16 protein-coding genes and 2 tRNA genes are annotated in these 19172 nt (G+C 62.6%); 5 read left to right on the plus strand and 13 right to left on the minus strand.

The genetic code is table 11. The annotated features are described in order from the left end of the window. The 12 genes from P8X48_06785 to P8X48_06840 all read right to left on the minus strand — a co-directional run. The coding region (locus P8X48_06785; protein MEJ2107022.1) for a patatin-like phospholipase family protein at positions 1-826 on the minus strand (826 nt) is incomplete at its 3' end. Between the two features lie 18 nt (positions 827-844). Beyond that, complete coding sequence (locus P8X48_06790; GenBank protein ID MEJ2107023.1) at positions 845-1252, minus strand: tetratricopeptide repeat protein; 408 nt, start codon at positions 1250-1252, stop codon at positions 845-847. Positions 1253-1283: 31 nt separating this feature from the next. Continuing rightward, positions 1284-3596, minus strand: coding sequence for a penicillin-binding protein 1B (gene mrcB, locus P8X48_06795; protein ID MEJ2107024.1), 2313 nt, complete (start codon positions 3594-3596; stop codon positions 1284-1286). Positions 3597-3778: 182 nt separating this feature from the next. Further along, positions 3779-3855, minus strand: a tRNA-Met gene (locus P8X48_06800). Positions 3856-3948: 93 nt separating this feature from the next. Then, a complete protein-coding gene (gene ychF / locus P8X48_06805; GenBank protein MEJ2107025.1) occupies positions 3949-5040 on the minus strand; it encodes a redox-regulated ATPase YchF in 1092 nt (363 codons plus the stop codon). Between the two features lie 16 nt (positions 5041-5056). Further along, positions 5057-5647 (minus strand): aminoacyl-tRNA hydrolase, encoded by a 591-nt coding sequence (gene pth, locus P8X48_06810; GenBank protein MEJ2107026.1) that lies wholly within the window; start codon positions 5645-5647, stop codon positions 5057-5059. A 15-nt stretch (positions 5648-5662) separates the two neighbouring features. Further along, a complete protein-coding gene (locus P8X48_06815) occupies positions 5663-6313 on the minus strand; it encodes a 50S ribosomal protein L25/general stress protein Ctc (GenBank protein MEJ2107027.1) in 651 nt (216 codons plus the stop codon). A 98-nt stretch (positions 6314-6411) separates the two neighbouring features. Beyond that, complete coding sequence (locus P8X48_06820; GenBank protein ID MEJ2107028.1) at positions 6412-7356, minus strand: ribose-phosphate pyrophosphokinase; 945 nt, start codon at positions 7354-7356, stop codon at positions 6412-6414. Positions 7357-7435: 79 nt separating this feature from the next. Next, a tRNA-Gln gene (locus tag P8X48_06825) sits at positions 7436-7510 on the minus strand. A 37-nt stretch (positions 7511-7547) separates the two neighbouring features. Next, positions 7548-8402, minus strand: coding sequence for a 4-(cytidine 5'-diphospho)-2-C-methyl-D-erythritol kinase (gene ispE / locus P8X48_06830; protein ID MEJ2107029.1), 855 nt, complete (start codon positions 8400-8402; stop codon positions 7548-7550). 10 nt (positions 8403-8412) lie between these two features. Next, positions 8413-9027 (minus strand): lipoprotein insertase outer membrane protein LolB, encoded by a 615-nt coding sequence (gene lolB, locus P8X48_06835; protein ID MEJ2107030.1) that lies wholly within the window; start codon positions 9025-9027, stop codon positions 8413-8415. Next, positions 9024-10778, minus strand: coding sequence for a tetratricopeptide repeat protein (locus tag P8X48_06840; protein MEJ2107031.1), 1755 nt, complete (start codon positions 10776-10778; stop codon positions 9024-9026). The genes lolB and P8X48_06840 overlap by 4 nt, the downstream gene beginning before the upstream one ends. Positions 10779-10918: 140 nt before the next feature. Between P8X48_06840 and P8X48_06845 the strand changes: the two genes are divergently transcribed. The 4 genes from P8X48_06845 to prmC are packed head-to-tail and all read left to right on the plus strand — an operon-like array spanning position 10919 to position 15852. After that, a complete protein-coding gene (locus P8X48_06845; GenBank protein ID MEJ2107032.1) occupies positions 10919-12601 on the plus strand; it encodes a carbon starvation CstA family protein in 1683 nt (560 codons plus the stop codon). 53 nt (positions 12602-12654) lie between these two features. Further along, on the plus strand, positions 12655-13911 hold the full coding sequence (gene hemA / locus P8X48_06850) for a glutamyl-tRNA reductase (GenBank protein MEJ2107033.1): 1257 nt from the start codon (positions 12655-12657) through the stop codon (positions 13909-13911). 1 nt (position 13912) lies between these two features. Beyond that, positions 13913-14995 (plus strand): peptide chain release factor 1, encoded by a 1083-nt coding sequence (gene prfA, locus P8X48_06855; protein MEJ2107034.1) that lies wholly within the window; start codon positions 13913-13915, stop codon positions 14993-14995. A gap of 2 nt (positions 14996-14997) precedes the next feature. Then, the gene (prmC, locus tag P8X48_06860; GenBank protein MEJ2107035.1) at positions 14998-15852 is read left to right on the plus strand and encodes a peptide chain release factor N(5)-glutamine methyltransferase; all 855 of its coding nucleotides are present in this window, start codon (positions 14998-15000) and stop codon (positions 15850-15852) included. A 6-nt stretch (positions 15853-15858) separates the two neighbouring features. Here the strand turns inward: prmC and P8X48_06865 are convergent, their stop codons facing one another. Next, a complete protein-coding gene (locus P8X48_06865) occupies positions 15859-16662 on the minus strand; it encodes a hypothetical protein (protein ID MEJ2107036.1) in 804 nt (267 codons plus the stop codon). A 190-nt stretch (positions 16663-16852) separates the two neighbouring features. Between P8X48_06865 and P8X48_06870 the strand changes: the two genes are divergently transcribed. Next, the gene (locus tag P8X48_06870) at positions 16853-19045 is read left to right on the plus strand and encodes a choice-of-anchor Q domain-containing protein (protein MEJ2107037.1); all 2193 of its coding nucleotides are present in this window, start codon (positions 16853-16855) and stop codon (positions 19043-19045) included. Positions 19046-19172: the final 127 nt, after the last annotated feature.

A 19172-nucleotide genomic window follows, 5' to 3' on the forward strand; every position in this document is an offset into this window, starting at 1 on the left:
GTGGTGCCAGGGCAATGTCAGGATAGTCTCCCGCCATACGGCTACGGGTGACACGATCCTGCATGATATTGATGGACGCCGCGAGTACATCGAACAGGCCGAGATGTTCGGTATCGCTATCGAAGAAGCGTGCGAGAAAATTGTTCGTACGGTCCCGCAGTTCATCGGTTAGCCGGTCGAGCATGTTTTCCGGTGCCGCGACCTTCTCCTCTTCCGCCTCATCAGCCCCGGCCTCGTGTGAATAACGGCCGAGCAGGCCACCGTTGAGATTGACGGCGATGACCAGCTGGGCACCCATGGCCCGGCAAAGCGAAACCGGTACGGGATTCACCAGCCCGCCGTCGACCAGCCAGTCTTCCTCAACCCGCGCCGGTGTGAAGAGGCCCGGGATCGAGATGGAGGCACGCACCGCATCCAGCAAGGACCCGTCGCGAAACCAGACTTCCTGTCCCGTGGCGAGATTCGTCGCGACGGCGGCAAAGGGCCGCGAAAGCTCTTCGATAAGCGGTTCGCCGATCCGGTCCCGCAATTCCTCGACCAGCCGATCCCCTTTAACTGCGCCTCCGCCGCTCAACAGGGCGATATCCAGATAGCGCGCCACATCCATGCGGCTCATACCGCGAACCCATTCCTCCAGTTCGTCCAGGTTCCCGCTGCAATAGGCACCGCCGACGAGGGAACCGATGGAGGTTCCGCACACGAGGTCCGGGACGATTCCGATCTCCGCCAGTTCGCGGATCACGCCGATATGGGCCCATCCCCTGGCGGACCCACTGCCCAGGGCCAGACCGATTCGTGGCCTACCTGCAGAATGCTGACCGCGCATGATTGGTGCCCCTCTGGTTTACAGTGCCGCCGCCTTCGCCCGCGCGGCCGCCGCTCCCCCGGTATCGCCGCGACTTTCGCGTGCATCGCCGATGAAGCGCCAGATTTCCTTGCGCAGGCGGCGGTCACCGTCGGCATAGCTGTCCGCGCGCAGGGCGAGATTTTCCGCCTGCTGGTACTGGGACTGGTCCATGCGGATGCGGGCGTATTCCAGCCACAGGCGTGGATTGCGCGGCTCGATACGCAATGCCCGCTCCATTACCGCGGTCGCGTCGCCGAATCGCCCGCTGGGAATGTCGGAACGGGCGCGATCCACCAGGGACTGCACAGCTGGATTTTCCGAGAGGGGTTCCGCCTCGGGCGACCGGGTGGCACAACCCGCCAGCACAGTCACCCCAAACAAAACTGCAACCAGGGTTCTTTTCATTCCTTTGTGCCTCCGATTAAGGCGCGAACAGCTACTTGCCGCCAAACAGGCGTTTGAACCAGTTCCCTATCCCGCCGCCACTGTCACCTTCGGCGCAAGGCGCCTTTTCCTTGGGGGCGGAGCCGACGATAAACGGAATCTCTTCCGCCTTGGCACAGTTGTCATCGGCCCGCAATCCGGTCTCGGGATCGATCATCACCATTTTGACGTCGTCCGGCCGTGCAAGCTTCAGGGGATCCGGATCAAGCCGTGCCATCATAGCACCCCAGACCGTCATCGCCCCGCTGGAACCGGTCAGGTGAGTGGTCTGGTTCTCATCGTTTCCGACCCATACCACGGCCAGGCGATCCCCGGTGAACCCGGCGAACCAGCTGTCGCGCAGTTCATCGGTGGTGCCGGTCTTCCCGGCCACTTGCACGTCCTCGGGCACATAGTTGCGCAGGTGTTTGGCGGTACCGTTGCGCACCACTTCCTGCATGGCGTTGGTCAAAAGATAAATCGGCCCCGGCGGCACAACCTGTTTCACCGCCAGGTCGTAGCGCTGCAACTGTTTTCCATCGGCGGTCAGGACCTCGCGGATGGTGCGCAGGGGCATGTGAAAGCCACCGCTGGCAATGGTCTGGTACATCTGCGCGACCTGGACCGGGGTCATACCCACAGCACCGAGGAGAGTCGACGAATAGGGCGGCAGGTCCTTTTGTACACCGAGCTGGTCCGCGGTTTCGATGATCTGGTCGACGCCGAGATTCAGTCCCAGTCTGGCGGTGGCAACATTGAACGAGTCGGCCAGCGCCTCGCGCAGCGGCACCTCGCCGTGGTACTTGCGATCATAATTTTCCGGCGACCAGTCCGGTCGACCGTTCTGCTTCCATACCAGCTTGCTGTCGTCCAGCGGCGTGATCAGGGTGTACTGGTCCGGATGTTCCAATGCTGTGAGATAAACCGCCGGTTTAAACAGGGAGCCGATCTGGCGCTCGGCGTCCAGCGCGCGGTTGAACCCCTCGAATTTCGGATCGCGGTCTCCGACCACCGCCTGGACCTCTCCATTCTGGGAATTCGTTACCACGATTGCGCCCTGGAGCGTGTTGTCCTTCAGGCGTCGTGCGCGCTCGATCGCGCCAAGACGGCGTTTCAGGGTCTGTTCCGCAACCTGCTGCACCACCGGATCCATGGTCGTGAAGATGCGCAGCCCTTCCGAGCGCAGGTCCTGATCGTAGTAATCCCGCCGCAGCTGCCGATGCACCATCTCCAGGAATGCGGGATGGGGCGAAGTACCCTGCCCCGGCTTGTCGCTTACGTCCAGAGGTTTGGATTTGGCCTCGAGGTAGCGTTGCTCGGTGATCAGGTTCTGATGATATAACTCGGCCAGCACCAGATTGCGCCGATCCAGGGCCCGCTGCGGGTGGCGACGCGGATCATAGTAGGTCGGACCCTTCAACATCCCGACCAGAAGCGCCCCTTGGTGCAACTGCAATTGTTCCACGGGCCGGTTGAACCAGAACTGGCTGGCCAGGCCGAAGCCGTGAATCGCCCGATTCCCATCCTGCCCGAGGTAGACCTCGTTTATATAGGTTTCGAGAATATCCTTCTTGCTATAGTGCAGCTCCAGCAACAGCGCCATGAGGATTTCGTTGAACTTGCGCCACAGGGTCCGTCGGGGCGTGAGAAAGAAGTTCTTCACCAGTTGCTGCGTCAGGGTGCTCCCGCCCTCGATGCGCCCACCGCGCAGCATCGTATACAGTGCCCGCGCGATTCCACGAGGGTCGACACCGTGATGCGTATAGAACTTGCGGTCCTCCACCGCAACCAGCGCCTCAATGACGAATCCCGGAACCTGATCCAGGCGGACCAGAACCCGGTCCTCATTGTGCGCCGGGTAAATCCCTCCGATGGCCACCGGATCGACACGCACCAAATCGATGTTCTTGTTGGTCATGTCGTCACGTAGAGAAACGATATGGTCGCCCTTGAACTTCACCCGCAGGGCATGGGCTGGTTGGGCCCCGTCCCAGTACACAAAGGGCCGGGTTACCAGCTCGACGACGTGACCGCCGCTGTAATACTCGCCAGGCGCTTTCAGTGAGGGATCCGATTCGTAGCGCGAGAGCTTGAGTTCGGAAACGAGTTGATCCTGTTTCAGCTTCAGACCGGCAAACAGTTCCAGTGGCCGAGCATACACACGCGCCGGCAGCGCAAATCGCTTTCCTTCAAACTGGTTGCGGACGACATGGTCCAGATAGACGAGATATCCGGACAGGGCCAACAGAAAGATCAGTGCGGCCAGGCGGATACGGCGAAAAGTAATGGCCCGGCGCAGGCGGGCGAAGAAGCTTCGGACTTTCACGCGTGTGATCAGATTTTCTGGCTGTTGATTCCGGGGCCGGCAGCGCGGCCCGTGCAGGATAAGCAATTATATCGTTGAAATGTGACGGGACCAGCACGGAGCGGCCGGAATACCGTGGCCGCCGACGGTCGGCCGGATTCGCCGGATTCCGGGGCGCACTGATCTCGCGATTGGAGAGAAGATGGTAGCGACGGGTGGACTTGAACCACCGACCCCAGCATTATGAATGCTGTGCTCTAACCGGCTGAGCTACGTCGCCACGGATAGGTCCGGGAGGACCCGGAAAAGAGGCGGAATTTTCAGGGCTTCCCGGGGGGATGTCAAGAATTCGCCGGCCGGCGCAAATCCGCGCCTAGACGTTGAAGCGGAAATGCACCACATCGCCGTCGGCCATGACGTATTCCTTGCCTTCCAGCCGCAGGCGACCCGCCTCCTTGGCCCCTGCCTCGCCCTTGTGCTGGACGAAATCGTCATAGGCCGTGACCTCGGCGCGAATGAACCCGCGCTCGAAATCGGTGTGGATAACGCCGGCGGCCTGGGGTGCCCGCGCCCCGGCTTGCACGGTCCAGGCGCGGACCTCTTTTACCCCGGCGGTGAAAAAGGTCTGCAGGCCCAACAGCGCATAGCCGGCGCGGATCACGCGGTGCAGGCCGGGCTCCGCCAGGCCCATCTCGGAAAGGAACTCCTTCTTCTCGTCGTCGCTCATGTCCACGAGTTCCGCCTCGATGGCGGCGCACACGGGCACGACCTCCGCGCCCTCCGCCGCCGCATGATCGCGTACGGCATCGAGCAGCGGGTTGTTCTCGAACCCCTGTTCATCGACATTGGCGATGTACAGCACGGGCTTGGCGGTGAGCAGAAAAAGGGGCCGGATGAGTTTGCGTTGCTCGTCGTCCAGTTCGAGGGACCGCACGGGATTGCCGTCGTCCAAATGCCTGTGCACGCGGTCGAGCACCTCGCGCAGCCGGATCTGTTCCTTGTCGCCGGCCTTGGATGCCTTTTGCGCCTTTTGCAGCGCGCGATCGACACTGTCCAGATCGGCGAGGCCGAGTTCGGTGTCGATCACGGCAATATCACTCAGGGGATCGACCTGACCCGCGACATGGACCACGTTCTCGTCATGGAAGCAGCGCACCACGTGGGCGATGGCATCCACCTCACGAATGTGGGCCAGGAACTGGTTGCCCAGGCCTTCGCCCTTCGATGCTCCGGCCACGAGACCGGCGATGTCCACGAACTCGATGGTCGTTGGCACCACCCGCTCCGGTTTGACGATCTCCGCGAGCTTGTCCAGGCGCGGGTCCGGAACCTCGACGATGCCGACATTGGGGTCGATGGTACAGAAGGGATAGTTCTCCGCCTGGATTTCTGCCCGGGTCAATGCATTGAACAGGGTGGACTTGCCCACGTTCGGCAGGCCAACGATACCGCATTTGAAACCCATTACGCGTTCCTCTTTCTCAACTTTCCGTCGGTCGCGCGTGCAGCCGGTTCATGACCGCCTGTTCCTCGCCATGAAGAATCGCGGCCAGTTCATCTCGCGCGGTATCAATGGCCCCGTCGATGGCATCCTGTTCTTCCACGCTCGCACGCTTCAATACGTATGATTCCACCAGTGGCGCGGCTCCCGGATGTCCGATGCCAATGCGCAGCCGCGCGAACTCCCGCGAACCCAGCTTGCGTTCGATATCCCGCAGTCCGTTGTGCCCGCCGTGGCCGCCGCCGCGCTTGAAGCGGACTGCGCCCGGCGGCAGGTCGAGATCGTCATGGACCACAAGAATGGATTCCGGCGGGATCTTGTGAAATCGGGCGAAACCAGCGACGGCATCGCCGCTGTTATTCATATAGGTGGCGGGCGCGAGCAACCACACGGTGTGACCGGCGATGTCGGCGCGCCCGGCCTCGGCGGAGAACTTCGATTCCATCTTCATGGCCGCTCCGCAGTGACGCGCAACGGCCTCCAGAAAACGGAACCCGGCATTGTGCCGGGTGTCCGCGTACTGCCTGCCGGGATTGCCAAGTCCGGCGATGAGCATGATGCCCTTGGACATGATCCGCCGGGCGAACTACTCGCCTTCCGGCTTCGCCTCGCCTTCGGCCGGGGCCTCACCCTCTTCCGGTGCCGCCTCCTCTTCCTCGACCGTGGTCTTCACCGCGGTGATGCTGGCCACGGGCTGGTCGCCGTGGGACAGACTGGTGAGTTCCACACCCTCGGGCAGCTTGAGGTCGGAAAGATGCACGGACTCATGCAGGTCCAGACCCGACATATCGACCTCGATATACTCCGGCAACTGTGAAGGCAGGCAGCTGACATCGACCTCGGTAATGATGTGGGTGACGATGCCGCCCTGGATCTTCACGCCGGGGGCGACGTCCTGACCGACGAAATGAAGCGGCACGCTCATATGGATCTTCTCGTCGGCAGAGATGCGCTGCAGATCGATGTGCATGACCAGCGGCTTGTGCGGATGGTAGTGCACATCGCGCAATACGGCCTGTTCCGACTGGCCGTCGTGGTTTACCTTCAGAATGGAGGTGTGAAAGGCCTCGTTTTCCAGCAAATGCCAAAGGCTGTTGTGGTCCAGCGACACCATGGCCGGGGCCTTGCCACCACCATAGATAATGGTCGGGATCTTTCCCTCGCGACGAAGGCGGCGGCTCGCACCCGTACCTTTCGCCGTACGCGTTTCCGCGCTCAGTTCAAAGTTCGCAGTCATTGTCTTGCTCCAATTTTTCTCGACCTCCCCCGCGACCAGGGTTGGCCAATTTCCAATTCCCGGCATGGGCCGGGTCCCGTAGACCGATCGCTACGCGATCAATCCATAAACAACGAGCTCACCGAATCGCCCTCGGCGATCCGGCGTACGCTCTCGGCGAGCAGCTCGGCGATGCTGAGCGCCCGTATCTTGTCTGACTTCTGCGCATTCCCGTTCAACGGGATGGTATCGGTCACAACCAGTTCATCCAGCCTGGACTCGCCAATGCGCTCGACCGCCTTGCCCGACAGCACCGGATGGGTGCAGTAGGCAAGCACCTTCTTGGCCCCATGGTCTTTCAGGGCGCCGGCCGCCTCGCACAGGGTACCGGCGGTATCCACCAGGTCATCCATCAGCACACAGGTGCGGTCTTCCACATTGCCGATGATGTTCATCACCTTGGCCTCGTTGGGCCGCGGTCGGCGCTTGTCGATGATCGCCAGGTCCGCCTCCAGGTGTTTGGCCAGGCCGCGGGCCCGAACCACGCCACCCACATCCGGCGACACCACCAGCAGGTCCGGATACTCGTGCTTCCAGATATCGCCGAGAAGCACGGGACCGGCATAGATGTTGTCCACCGGTATATTGAAGAATCCCTGGATCTGATCGGCATGCAGATCCATGATCAGGGCACGGTGCGCGCCGGCCGTGGAAATCATATCCGCCACCAGCTTGGCCGTGATTGCCACCCGCGCCGTACGCGGCCGCCGATCCTGGCGCGCGTATCCGAAATACGGCATGACCGCGGTGATGCGCCCGGCCGAGGAACGCTTGGCGGCATCGATCAGCACCAGCAATTCCATCAGGTTGTCATTGCTGGGGGCGCAGGTAGGCTGGACCAGGAACACATCCTTGCCGCGGATATGTTCCATCAGCTCCACCATGACCTCGCCGTCGCTGAAACTTCCGACCAGGGCGCGGCCCAGGGGCAGGCCGAGATGGCGCACCATGCGCTCGGCAAGTTCCGGGTTGGCGTTTCCGGCGAATACAACGACGTTGTCCAGCGACACGTGTTCTCCCCTTCGGTCTTCGGCGGTGCCGGTGCGGCGTCGACTTCCGCGTCCACGTCGTACCTTATATATATGGTTGGGGCGCCAGGATTCGAACCTGGGAATGCCGGAATCAAAATCCGGTGCCTTACCGCTTGGCTACGCCCCAGGAAATCACCCGGATCCCTGCTTCGGCGTCACCGCCTTCAGCCCGTCTGCCGCGCCAGGCGATCCAGTAGCGGCGACCGGTTCAGGGCGCGGGCGACGAAACCGGTACAGCCCTGCGGCGCTCCGGCCAGAATCTCTTGCCCGCGATCGCGATCGGCCACCTCGATGAAAGCGCATGCACCGGATCCGCTCATCCGGGCCTTGCCGAATTGACCGAGCCATTGCAGGGTGCGATCCACATCGGGGTAGAGTTTCCGCACCACCGGCTCCAGGTCATTGTGCCCCTGGCCTTCGCGAAAGGCGCGTATTGTGATGGGAGGGCTATCACGTGTCAATTCGGGGCGGGCAAATACGCTCGCGGTGGATACGGCCACGGCGGGGCACACCACAAGATACACCGGCTCCGGCAGGTCCACCGGTTCCAGCCGCTCCCCGACCCCCTCGGCCCAGGCCGCATGGCCATGGACGAAGACCGGTACATCGGCGCCCAGACCCAGACCGATGCGCGCCAGCTCCGAAACCGGCAGGTCCAGTCCCCACAGGAGATTCAACGCCACCAGGGTCGTGGCGGCATCGGAACTCCCTCCCCCCAAACCGCCCCCGACGGGCAGCCGTTTGTTCAGGGCGATGCGCGCACCACGCCCGGCGGCACCGGCTTGCTGCAGGGCCCGGGCGGCCCGTACACACAGGTGGGCTTCGTCGCGGACGCCGGGCAGGCTCTCGATCAGGCCGATCGTTCCATCATCCGTGCAATCGAAGGACAGCGCGTCCGAGAAATCAACAAACTGAAAAACCGTCTGCAACTCATGATAGCCGTCCGGGCGACGGCCGGTGACATGCAGCATCAGATTCAGTTTTGCCGGGGCGGGCCAGGAAAGCTCAGGTGCATTCATGGCCGCAGCCTCAAGGATTGAGGTTCCATTCGTTCACCACCAGCCGCAGACTGAGTTCCACATCGGAAGCGTCGTCGGGCCGGTGCACCATGTCGATCTTTTCCGGCAACTGCAGGCTGGCAAAGGTTCCATAGGAAACGAAGTGCACAGTCCACCCGTCCTGGCTTACCGACTCCAGTCGGCCACGACCGTCCAGACGAACCTGACCCCGGGTGCCCGGGGCCGCCAGCCCCCGCACCCAGTACCGCAGTTCGTCCACCGGAATGCGCCAGCCCGTCACCCGTTGCAGCAGGCGGCTGGCATCGCTGTCCCGCAGATCGTTCCCGCGGCTGTCCCGCAGCCGCGTACCGCTGGCGTCCTGCTCAACAATCACGGTACCCGCGCCCACAGGCCCGTGCAGGGAAAGTCGCTGGCTGCCATCGTCCCGCTTCCAACGCAGGGCCGCCTGCCAACCACGATCTCCGGCACGCACGGCGATTCGTCCCTGCAGATCCCAGCGGTCAATCCGATCCAGGATTTGTTGGCGCTCCTGCCAACGGGCCTGAAGGGCGGCGCCGGTCAGCGCGGGCGGAGTTACACATCCCGCCAGCATCAGGACCGGGAGGAGCAGAAGAAGACGCTTCACGGATTGAATTTCTTGATGACGCGCAGAAGCGTTTCGTTCCCGGGGGCCTGTTCCAGGGCCCGCTTCCACACACGCCGGGCCTTTGAATGCTCGCCACTGACCCACAACACCTCACCCAGATGCGCCGAGATCTCGGCATCGGCGCGAAGCTTCAGTGCGCGGCGCAGGTAGCGCACCGCATCCTGCAGGTTGCCAAGGCGATAATGCACCCAGCCCATGCTGTCGAGAATAAACGGGTCGTTGGGCCGGAGGGCCAGTGCATGCTTGATCAGCTTGTACGCCTCCTGCTTGCGGTCGGTACGGTCCGCCAGCGTGTAGCCCAACGCATTCATGGCATTGGCGTTCTCCGGGTCCAGCTTCAGCAGCAGACGAAGATCGCGTTCATGCAGCGTCAAGTCGTCCAGCTTTTCCGCCACCAGCGCACGAGCATAGAGCAGATCCTGGTGTTCGGGCAGGCGCTTGAGTGCGGCGTTGAGCACATCCAGGGCTTCCCGGTAGCGTTTTGCTTCGCGCAAAATCTGTTCTTCGGCCAGCGCCAGTTCCGCTCTCTGGTCATTGTTCTCGGGAATGATGCCGTGAAGCAGGCCCCTTGCATCCTGGAGCTTGCCTTCCTTGGCCGTGACGACTGCATAGCGCACACTGGCCTCGAAGGCGTAACGTCCGGAACTGACCTGGCTGTACCATTTCAGGGCCTGCGGGTAGTTTTTCTTTCGTTCGGCAACACGGCCGAGGTACAACAGGGCCTGGCTGTCATCGGGATTGACCGCGACCACCTTCTTCAGATAGTGCCCGGCATCGTCCAGACGATCGGTCTGGAGCGAAAGCAGTCCCAGGGCAAACAGCACGTCACGGTCCTCGGGCCGATCCTTCAGAACCAGGCTGAACTGTTCGCGCGCGCCATCCCAGTCCTTGCGATCGACCAGATGACGGGCATAGAACATGCGTACGCGCGTCGCATGGGGGTTGTGGCTCAGGAACTGACGATAGAAAGTGGCTGCACCAGCGCCATCGTTTTCCTGTACCAGGATGCGTCCCTTGATAATGGCCGCGTCCTCCCACCCGGGTCGCAACAGCAATGCCCGGTCGATGGCGGCCGAGGCCGTGGAAAGATCCTGGCCGCGAATTGCGATATGGGCAAGCGCGATCTGCGCCTCGGCACTCTGCGCATGGCGTGCCATCAGGTGCTGCATGATGGCAACTGCCTTCGGGTTCTTTGCGTAGCGACTCAGGGTCCCGGCAACGCGCAGGTAGGCCTTTCCCAACTCCTTGTGCGTATCCCCGTACTCGATGATCTTCTCCAGCTGCACCTGGGCCTCGTCCACCTTGCCCAGCTCCAGCAGGACGGCGGCCAGCGCATCTTTCGCATCCACGGACTCCGGCTGAAGTTCCGCCCATAGCCGAGCGCACTCGAGCGTATCCCCGTAGCGACCCGAGTACAGGCCCGCAAGGGTCGCACGCTTGGCTAATCGGGGATCGCGGGTCGCCATTGCTGCGCGCGACAGGGCCCGAACCGATACCCCGAACTCGCCGCGCCGACCGGCGATCTCTCCGAGCAGGATGTCGTTCAGAACGGGGCCGGTCAGCCGTACCCGAGGCAGCGTCATCGTCTCTTCGACAGGCGGCTCCGAAACCGCTGCCGATTCCTGGTCCTGCGCCGGCTTGACCGCCGGGCCCGCACAGCCACCCAACAGCACCACTGCCGACAGGGCAAGAAAACGTGAAGAGAGTCTCATTGTATTGGTTGTGCCCATGGGTAATCCGGCTTGACGCGGGTCGGCGCCCGAAAAACGGCACCGAAGGTTTCCAGTGTGATGGATGTATATATGGGTTTCAACTTAGTTAAACCCATCCCTCACTGATAAAATGTGACGGATTGCATCCGGAAAAGCCCATGAGCGCACCCGTCGTCTTTCTGTTCGTTGCCCTGGTCTTCGTATTCGCCTACCGCTTCTTCGCGAAGCTTCTGGCGGACACCGTATTCGGGCTCAATACCAATATTATAGCGCCGCCAGCCAACAGCGCCGACCAGGGTCCGGCCGCCGGCCCGCTGATCCTGCTCGGTCAGCATATCGGGTTGATCGCCACCGCGATCACCCTGAGCACAACGGCCGTGGCCGTGATCTGGGGCTGGGTTCCGGCCTTTCTCTGGATCGTCATCGGCACGACCGTGGCCGGTGGAACCTACGGTCTGGGAAGCCTGTGGTTATCCGCCCGCCATCCGGGCCAGGGTCTGGGGACCGTTGTGCAATCCTATGTGGGTGGCCCCATGTGGTCCGCCTTGCTGTTTCTTTCGTTGATCCTGCTGACCGCATTCAATGCAAGCCTGGTGGTGATCATCGCGAGCCTGCTGGTCGATCACGCCGGCATCGTGCTTCCTTTCTGGGCCGAGTTGCTCCTGGCCGCGTGGCTGGGCGGGATGCTCTACGGGCGCCCCGATCGGACCGTGTGGGTGGCCGGCCCGATATCCCTGCTGTTGTTGGTCCTGCTTGTCTGGCTCCTGGGGAAGGTCCCGGCGGGATTCTCCGGCGCATTCAATCTGGATCTGTTCGGCAATACCTTGCTTTCCGTGGATGCCGGTTTGGCCTGGATGGTACTGTTGCTTGCCTTTGTCGTGTATGCCCAGCGACTCCCGGTCGCGGGGTTTCTTCGTCCCTACGCACTGCTATCCACCTCGCAGATCGCACTGGTGGTCCTGGGCCTGCTCGCGGGCATCACCATCCTGCACCCACCATTTGCTGCCCCGCAGTTCCACGCAACGCCCGATGCACCCGGTGTATTGCCCTGGCTGTTCCTGACTGTTACCGGTGGAGCGATCGGAGGGATTACCCTGCTGATCGCCAGCGCGTTCACCGGTCCGGCACTACGACACCGGCGGGAGGTCCGCCTGGTTGGCTATGGCGGCGCCCTGGCCGAGGGTGTCATCGCCCTCTCGGCCCTGTTCGCGGTCAGCAACGGCCTCGATGCGCCGACGTGGAACTCGCTGTACGGCTCCTGGCACAAGCTGCTGGATCCGTCTTATCTGGTGGAGGTTTACGTCAATGGCGGCGCCTGGTTCGGTTCCGCGCTGGGGCTGAGCAACGATATCGCAACCAATTTCACGGCGCTGGCCCTGGCCGCCATCAGCTTCGTCAGCCTGGAGGCCGGCGTCCGCCTGGAACTGGCGGTGCTCACGGAAACCGGGCGGCGCTTTCGTGCCCCGTCTCCGGACCGTGACCCGAAGAAGATTCCCTGGTTCCTCCTGCTGCTCCTGGCCGTGGTGATTCTGGCCGACGCCAACGGTGGGGCGCCCTCCAGCTGGCTGGTATTCGGAAGCGCCAATGCCGTGCTGGCCTGCTTCGGTCTGCTGCTGATGGTCGCGGCCCTGACCCGGGACCATCGTCCCGGCCGTCTGGTCGCCGCCCTGCTGCTGCTGATTCTCGCCCTGACGGTGTGGGCCCTGATTGCGGCCCTGGGCTACTGGTGGCAGCGCTCCGCCTGGGTCCCTCTGGCCCTGGACTTGCTATTATTGGGCTTCGGGGGCTGGATATCCCTTGAAACCGTACGCATATTGAGAGTACCGACCGGCAGGCCTTGACAGGGGACCTGTGCGCGCCAAAATCCGTAGCCCGATTCAGGACGGCTTCATCCATGCAACTACTGGCACTGGGCATCAATCACAAGACCGCTCCCGTGGAACTGCGGGAACAGGCTGCTTTTGCGCCGGAAATCCTGTCGGCCGCCCTGCGCGACCTGACGGCCAGCGGTGTCTGCGACGAGGCCGCCATTGTGTCCACCTGCAATCGGACCGAGGTCTACTGCGGAACCATTCACGGCGCGGAACGTAAGGCCCTGGAGTGGTTCTGCAAATATCTGCACCTGGATGCCGCTACCGTCCAACCCTTCGTCTACCAGCACCCGGACGAGGATGCGGTTCAGCACGTATTCCGTGTGGCCGCGGGACTGGATTCCATGATCCTGGGCGAACCCCAGATCCTGGGCCAGATCAAGGATGCCTTCGCCGCCGCCCACAAGGCAGGCGCCACCGGCAAGATGCTGAACCGGCTGTTCCAGCAGACCTTTTCGGTGGCCAAGACCATTCGCACCGACACGGCGATCGGCGCCAGCGCGGTGTCCGTCGCATCCGCCGCCGTAACCCTGGCCAAGCAGATTTTCAACGAGCTTTCGCAGAAGACCGTTCTGCTCATTGGCGCCGGCGAGATGGTCGAACTTTGCGCCCGCCACCTGGCGGAACACGGCATCGGCAAAATGATCGTCGCCAACCGCACCCAGGAACGGGCCGAACTGCTGGCACGGGAGTTCGGGGCGGAAGCAATCTCCCTGGCGGAAGTACCAGAGCGCCTGGCCGACGCCGACATCGTCATCTCATCCACCGCCAGCCAGCTGCCCATCCTGGGCAAGGGCACGGTGGGACGGGCCCTCAAGGCGCGCCGTCATCGCCCCATGTTCATGATCGACATTGCCGTACCGCGCGACATCGAGGCCGAAGTCAGCGAACTCAACGACGTCTATCTCTACACGGTCGACGACCTGCGCGACGTGGTACAGGAAAACATCAATTCACGCCAGCAGGCGGCCAAGGAAGCAGAGAAGATCATCGACATCAAGGTCGCCGAATTCATGCGCTGGGCCCGCTCCCTGGACGCGGTTCCGACCATTCTCCACCTGCGCGGCAACACGGAGGCGATCCGCGAGGCCGAGATTGCGCGCGCCGAGCGGCGCCTCGCCCGGGGCGAGGATCCGAATGAGGTATTGCGTGATATGGCCCGCACCCTCGCGAACAAGCTCATCCACAGTCCGACCGCGGCACTGCGACAGGCCGACCACGACGGCGACACCCGGCTGCTGGAAGCGGCACGCCGGCTGTTCAACCTCAACGACGATTAACATGAACCCCGCGATCGAAGCCAAACTGGACCACCTGGTCCAGCGGGGCGACGAACTCAATGCCCTGCTCAGCGAACCCGAGGTCATCAACGACCAGAAGCGGTTTCGTGCCCTCGCCCAGGAACACGCCGAGGTAACGCCCGTCGTCGAAAAATATGAGGAATATCGTAGTGCGCAGGCGAACCTTGATTCCGTGGAAGGAATGTTGCGCGATTCCGATGCCGAGATGCGTTCCATGGCGCAGGAGGAACTGCCCCAGGCCCAGGAACGGGTTGCCGCGCTGGAAGACGAGTTGAAGAAATTGTTGCTGCCACGTGACCCCAACGATAGCCGCAACGTATTTCTTGAAATTCGTGCCGGTACCGGGGGCGACGAGGCCAGTCTGTTTGCGGCCGACCTGTTTCGCATGTACAGCGCCTACGCCGAGAAGCGTGGATGGAAGGTGGAAGTCCTCAGCAGCCATGGCAGCGATGTGGGCGGATACAAGGAAATCATTTCACGCGTGATCGGCCAGGGGGCCTACTCACGCCTGAAATTCGAGTCCGGCGCCCACCGCGTACAGCGTGTTCCACAGACTGAGGCCCAGGGTCGCATCCACACCTCGGCCTGTACGGTAGCGGTCATGCCGGAAGCGGAAGAGATCGATGAAATCAGCATTAACCCGGCGGACCTGCGTATCGATACGTACCGTGCCTCCGGCGCCGGCGGTCAGCACGTCAACCGCACCGATTCCGCGGTACGCATTACCCATTTGCCCAGCGGCATCGTGGTCGAATGCCAGGACGAGCGTTCGCAACACAAGAACAAGGCGCGCGCCATGTCCGTGTTGCAGGCCAAGTTGTTGCAGGCGGAACAGGACAAGCAACAGAGCGAACAGGCAGCGACGCGCCGGAGCCTTGTCGGCAGCGGTGACCGCTCGGAACGAATCCGCACCTACAATTTTCCCCAGGGCCGGATCACCGACCACCGGATCAATCTCACCCTGTACAAACTCGAGCAGGCCATGGCGGGAGATCTGGACGAGATCATCGACCCGCTGATCGCCGCCGACCAGGCCGACCAGCTCGCTGCCCTGGCGGGTTGACCGTGAACGCAGCCCAAACCATCTCCCGCGCGCTGCACCGGGGAATCCACTTCCTGACCGGATCGGTGCCGCTTCCGGCCCTGGAGGCGCGGGTCCTGCTCGAGTTTGCAACGGGGCTGGAGCACACTGCACTCCTGCGCGACTCCGAGCGCACCTTGTCGCCGGACGAGGCACAACGTTACGACGACGCGCTCGAACGCCGACGGTGCGGCGAACCGGTCGCCTACATCACCGGTGAGCGCGAGTTCTGGTCGTTGCCCCTGAAAGTGACCGAAGACACGCTGATTCCCCGGGCTGATACGGAACTATTGGTGGAACAGGCGCTGACCCATATTCCCGCGGATGTTGACTGGTGTATTGCCGATCTGGGCACCGGTTCGGGTGCGGTGGCACTGGCCATTGCCGGGGAACGCCCGCGCTGCAAGATCATCGCGACCGATACGTCCATTGAGGCCCTGGATGTCGCAAAGGTGAATGCCGATCGTCTGCAGATTGACAATATCGACTTTCGGTATGGGTCCTGGTTCGATCCGATCGACAACGGGGAGTGCAAGGTTGTTGTCAGCAACCCCCCCTATGTCTGTTCGGACGATCCGCACCTGGAAAGCGGCGATGTCGCCCACGAGCCACGCCATGCACTGGTGGCGGGTGCCGACGGGATGGACGACATCCGCACGATCATTTCAGGCGCGACCTTGTGCCTGGCGCGAGGCGGCTGGCTGCTGCTGGAACATGGTTTCGACCAGGGTGGGCCGGTGCGAGAAGAACTGCGGCAAGCATCGTTCCGGGAGATAGGCAGCCTGCGTGACCTGGCCGGACTGGAACGCGTGACCCAGGCCTGTCGTCCAGGCCAGTAGGGATAACTATTCTTCGCGGAGGCTGGTTTCAGGCTGCGGCTTTCCCAGCAAGCGATCCGGCTGAACCAGGTCCAACCGGGGAGACTTCTGCGAACGATGGCCTTCCTGGCGAATGATGGTGTAGTTCCCATCTCCCGCGACGGCGGTCCCTTCGGTTCCGGGCTCGAGGTGCATGGAAAGGGACATACGCGCAAAGTGCGCCAGCACCGCCGTATCCGGCAGACCCGATACCGCCGCCACCACGTATTCCGGCAATCCCTGTTCCCAACCCGCGGGCTTGCGCGCCCACAACAGCGCCGCCGACAACACATCCTGGCCGCGTCGCGCGAACTCCTCCGGATCGACTCCCGCGGTACGCTGCGTCGCGGCAACCTTGTTCAGACTGGCAAGGGCAAGACGGGCGGCAATGGTGGTGCGATCGGCACCCGACAGCCACCGCTGGGCCCAGTCCGTGAACGGATGATCGTAGTCCAGATCCCTCACGGCCATGATGGCGAAGGCCAGCTTCTGGATCGGTGCAACGGTCGGTACGCTCAACTCCCGGATATACAGGTTCACGCCCGCCCGGCGTGGCACCAGGGCGACCTCCCGATGCCGGATCTCGAACAGCCGCACCGGCGCGGACTGGGCATGCAGGGGATTGACCATCACCGCCAGTTGCGGCGTGGACATGCATTCCCAGGTGTTGCGCGAAATGAGATCTCCGCCCTCGTGGCGGGACTGGATGAAATGCCCCGAATGGATTTGCGAGCCCCGCAGGCTGCGGCCATTTGCATCGGTCAGCAGATAACAGGGTTTCAGAAAGTTCATGGAACGTGAAACTCCAGGGCACAGTCGAGATGAACCTGCCCAGTACACCCACCGCGGGCCCGGCTTGCAAGGCCGGGCCGATGGATTCGCACGGATTGTCGACGAACGGAACAGGGCTGCCTGGTCAGCGGACTCCAGGTGCGATCGTACCCCCATTGTGTTACGTTTTTTCTCCACAGAGGAGAACGCCATGACCGGAGTGCGGCGCCTGATTTGCAAGACCCTGCCGTGGCTGCTGCTGGCCACACTGGCCTCTCCTGCCTGGGCCCTGGACTTTACGGTCGATACAATTCAGGACACACCCGATGCGACCGCAGGGGATGGTGTTTGCGGAGACGCTTCCGGTTGTTCCCTGCGGGCGGCAATACAGGAAATCAACACAACAACAGGTACCCACACGATCCTGCTGCCCCCCGGTACGTACACCCTTACGGAAACGGGTACGGGCGAGGACTTTGCGGCCACCGGTGATCTCGATATCAACAGCGCCGGGTCCACAGTCACGATCGAGGCCGATAGCAGTGCCGGAGGTACCGCCGCCAACGTGATAATCGAACCCGATGCGGCGCTGCCGTTCCAGGATCGCCTGTTCCAGGTCGTCGATGCCGCCGCCGTAACCCTCAAGAACCTGACCCTGCGCAATGCCAATGCCGCCTTTACTGGCGCCGGTATCTACAACTCATCGACCGCAACCGTATCGCTGGACGGCGTGATCCTTTCGAACAACATCGCGACCTCAGGCAGTGGCGGCGCGATTTCCAGCAACACAGGGGGGACGGTCAACATCACCAATTGCACCTTGGACGGGAATTCCGTCACTTCGGGTTTCGGCGGCGCGATCCAGGTCTCCAGCAGCACCTTGACCATCAGTGGCTCGAACTTTTCCGGGAACACGGGAGGGCCGGGTGGTGCAATCTACGGTGGCCCCGGCTCTACCCTCACGATCGACAATTCTATCTTCAGCGGCAACAGTGCTTCAGCTTCGCAGCAGGGCGGTGCCGTGTACTCGAGCAACTCACTGACCGTCAACAGCAGCACCTTCAGCGGCAACAGTGCGGGAAACTCCGGCGGCGCCCTGTACAACACCGGCACCGCAACTGTTTCCACGAGCACATTTTCCGGCAACAGTGTCAGTGCCGACGGCAACGGCGGCGGAATCACCAATACCGGCACGCTCACCCTGCGCAACGACACGCTGAGCGGCAACCTGGCCAATGGCAACGGTGGCGGCCTGTACAGCGCCGGCGGTGCGAATTCCACGCTGAACAACGTCACCATCGCCGACAACGTCGCCAACTATGATTCCAACGGCGTTGGCAATGGCGGCGGCCTGTATGCCGCGGCAACGACCACGTTGAATTTCAGCAATACGCTGATCGCCAACAATACCGACAACAACACTACAAACACCGCGCCCGATTGTGCGGGTAGCATCACCTCCCAGGACTACAACCTGATATTCGACACGAGCAACTGCACCATCGGCGGTACGACCACCAACAATGTCACTGGCAGTGATCCCTTGCTGGGCGTTCTGCAGGCCAATGGTGGCCCCACCCAGACCTACGCCCTGGGAACGGGCAGCCCCGCCATCGACGCGGGCAATCCAAACGTCCCGCTCGATGGAGTAGGCTACCGCTGCGAGGCCAACGACCAGCGCGGCATTTCCCGGTCCGGTGCCGGCAGCGCCTGTGACATCGGCGCCTTCGAATCCTATGGCAGCGTCGACCTCGCGATTACCATGATCCAGGCCGCATCTAGCGTCCACGTGGGCAAACCCATCGACTACACCATCACCGTCACCAAAAATGCCGGCGGCCTTACTGATCCGGCCACGGCGGTGACGGTACGCCAGACCCTGCCGGACTCCGCCTACACCAGCTTCGTGAGCGCGAGCTCCAGCGATTTTACCTGTGGCGCGCCCAGCGGCGGCGTGCTCACCTGCACCATGCCTTCACTCGCCACCGGCAGCAGCGCCATCGTGACCGTCCGGGTTCGAGCCGATGTCACCGGCAGCGTCAGCAGCTCGGCCGCCGTCAGTGCCGCTGAAACCGACACAAATATTGCAGACAACGACTCCGGCGCGGTGAACACGACACTGACACCGGCGTCGGGGAAAAAGAGTTGTTTCATCGCCACTGCCGCCTTCGGATCGCCCATGGCCCACGACGTAATCACACTGCGGCGCTTCCGCGACGAGTATCTGCTGCCCAACGCCGCCGGACGAGGCTTTGTCCGCCTGTACTATCGCTACAGCCCGCCGCTGGCGGCGCGGATCCGTCGCAGCGAAACCCTGCGCTCATGGGCGCGGGCGAGTCTGATTCCCCTGGTGATGGTGAGCCGCATACTGACTGACCATCCCGACCCGACGCCCGAACCCTGAGGGCGCTCCACCCGGAGCGGGTGTACAATTGGGTCATGGACGATGCCCAACTGCTGCGCTACAGCCGACAGATCCTGCTGCCCCAGGTCGATGTCGCCGGCCAGGAGAAACTGCTGGGCTCCCACGC

The organism is Acidiferrobacteraceae bacterium (assembly GCA_037388825.1).
In the GTDB taxonomy this organism is placed as follows: domain Bacteria; phylum Pseudomonadota; class Gammaproteobacteria; order Acidiferrobacterales; family JAJDNE01; genus JARRJV01.

Bases quoted from the DNA above. Each gene is read 5' to 3' on its own strand.
- P8X48_06790 (MEJ2107023.1), bottom strand. From the start codon at position 1,252: ATGAAAAGAACCCTGGTTGCAGTTTTGTTTGGGGTGACTGTGCTGGCG.
- ychF (MEJ2107025.1), bottom strand. From the start codon at position 5,040: ATGGGTTTCAAATGCGGTATCGTTGGCCTGCCGAACGTGGGCAAGTCC.
- pth (MEJ2107026.1), bottom strand. From the start codon at position 5,647: ATGTCCAAGGGCATCATGCTCATCGCCGGACTTGGCAATCCCGGCAGG.
- P8X48_06815 (MEJ2107027.1), bottom strand. From the start codon at position 6,313: ATGACTGCGAACTTTGAACTGAGCGCGGAAACGCGTACGGCGAAAGGT.
- ispE (MEJ2107029.1), bottom strand. From the start codon at position 8,402: ATGAATGCACCTGAGCTTTCCTGGCCCGCCCCGGCAAAACTGAATCTG.
- P8X48_06840 (MEJ2107031.1), bottom strand. From the start codon at position 10,778: ATGGGCACAACCAATACAATGAGACTCTCTTCACGTTTTCTTGCCCTG.
- P8X48_06845 (MEJ2107032.1), top strand. From the start codon at position 10,919: ATGAGCGCACCCGTCGTCTTTCTGTTCGTTGCCCTGGTCTTCGTATTC.
- hemA (MEJ2107033.1), top strand. From the start codon at position 12,655: ATGCAACTACTGGCACTGGGCATCAATCACAAGACCGCTCCCGTGGAA.
- prfA (MEJ2107034.1), top strand. From the start codon at position 13,913: ATGAACCCCGCGATCGAAGCCAAACTGGACCACCTGGTCCAGCGGGGC.
- P8X48_06865 (MEJ2107036.1), bottom strand. From the start codon at position 16,662: ATGAACTTTCTGAAACCCTGTTATCTGCTGACCGATGCAAATGGCCGC.
- P8X48_06870 (MEJ2107037.1), top strand. From the start codon at position 16,853: ATGACCGGAGTGCGGCGCCTGATTTGCAAGACCCTGCCGTGGCTGCTG.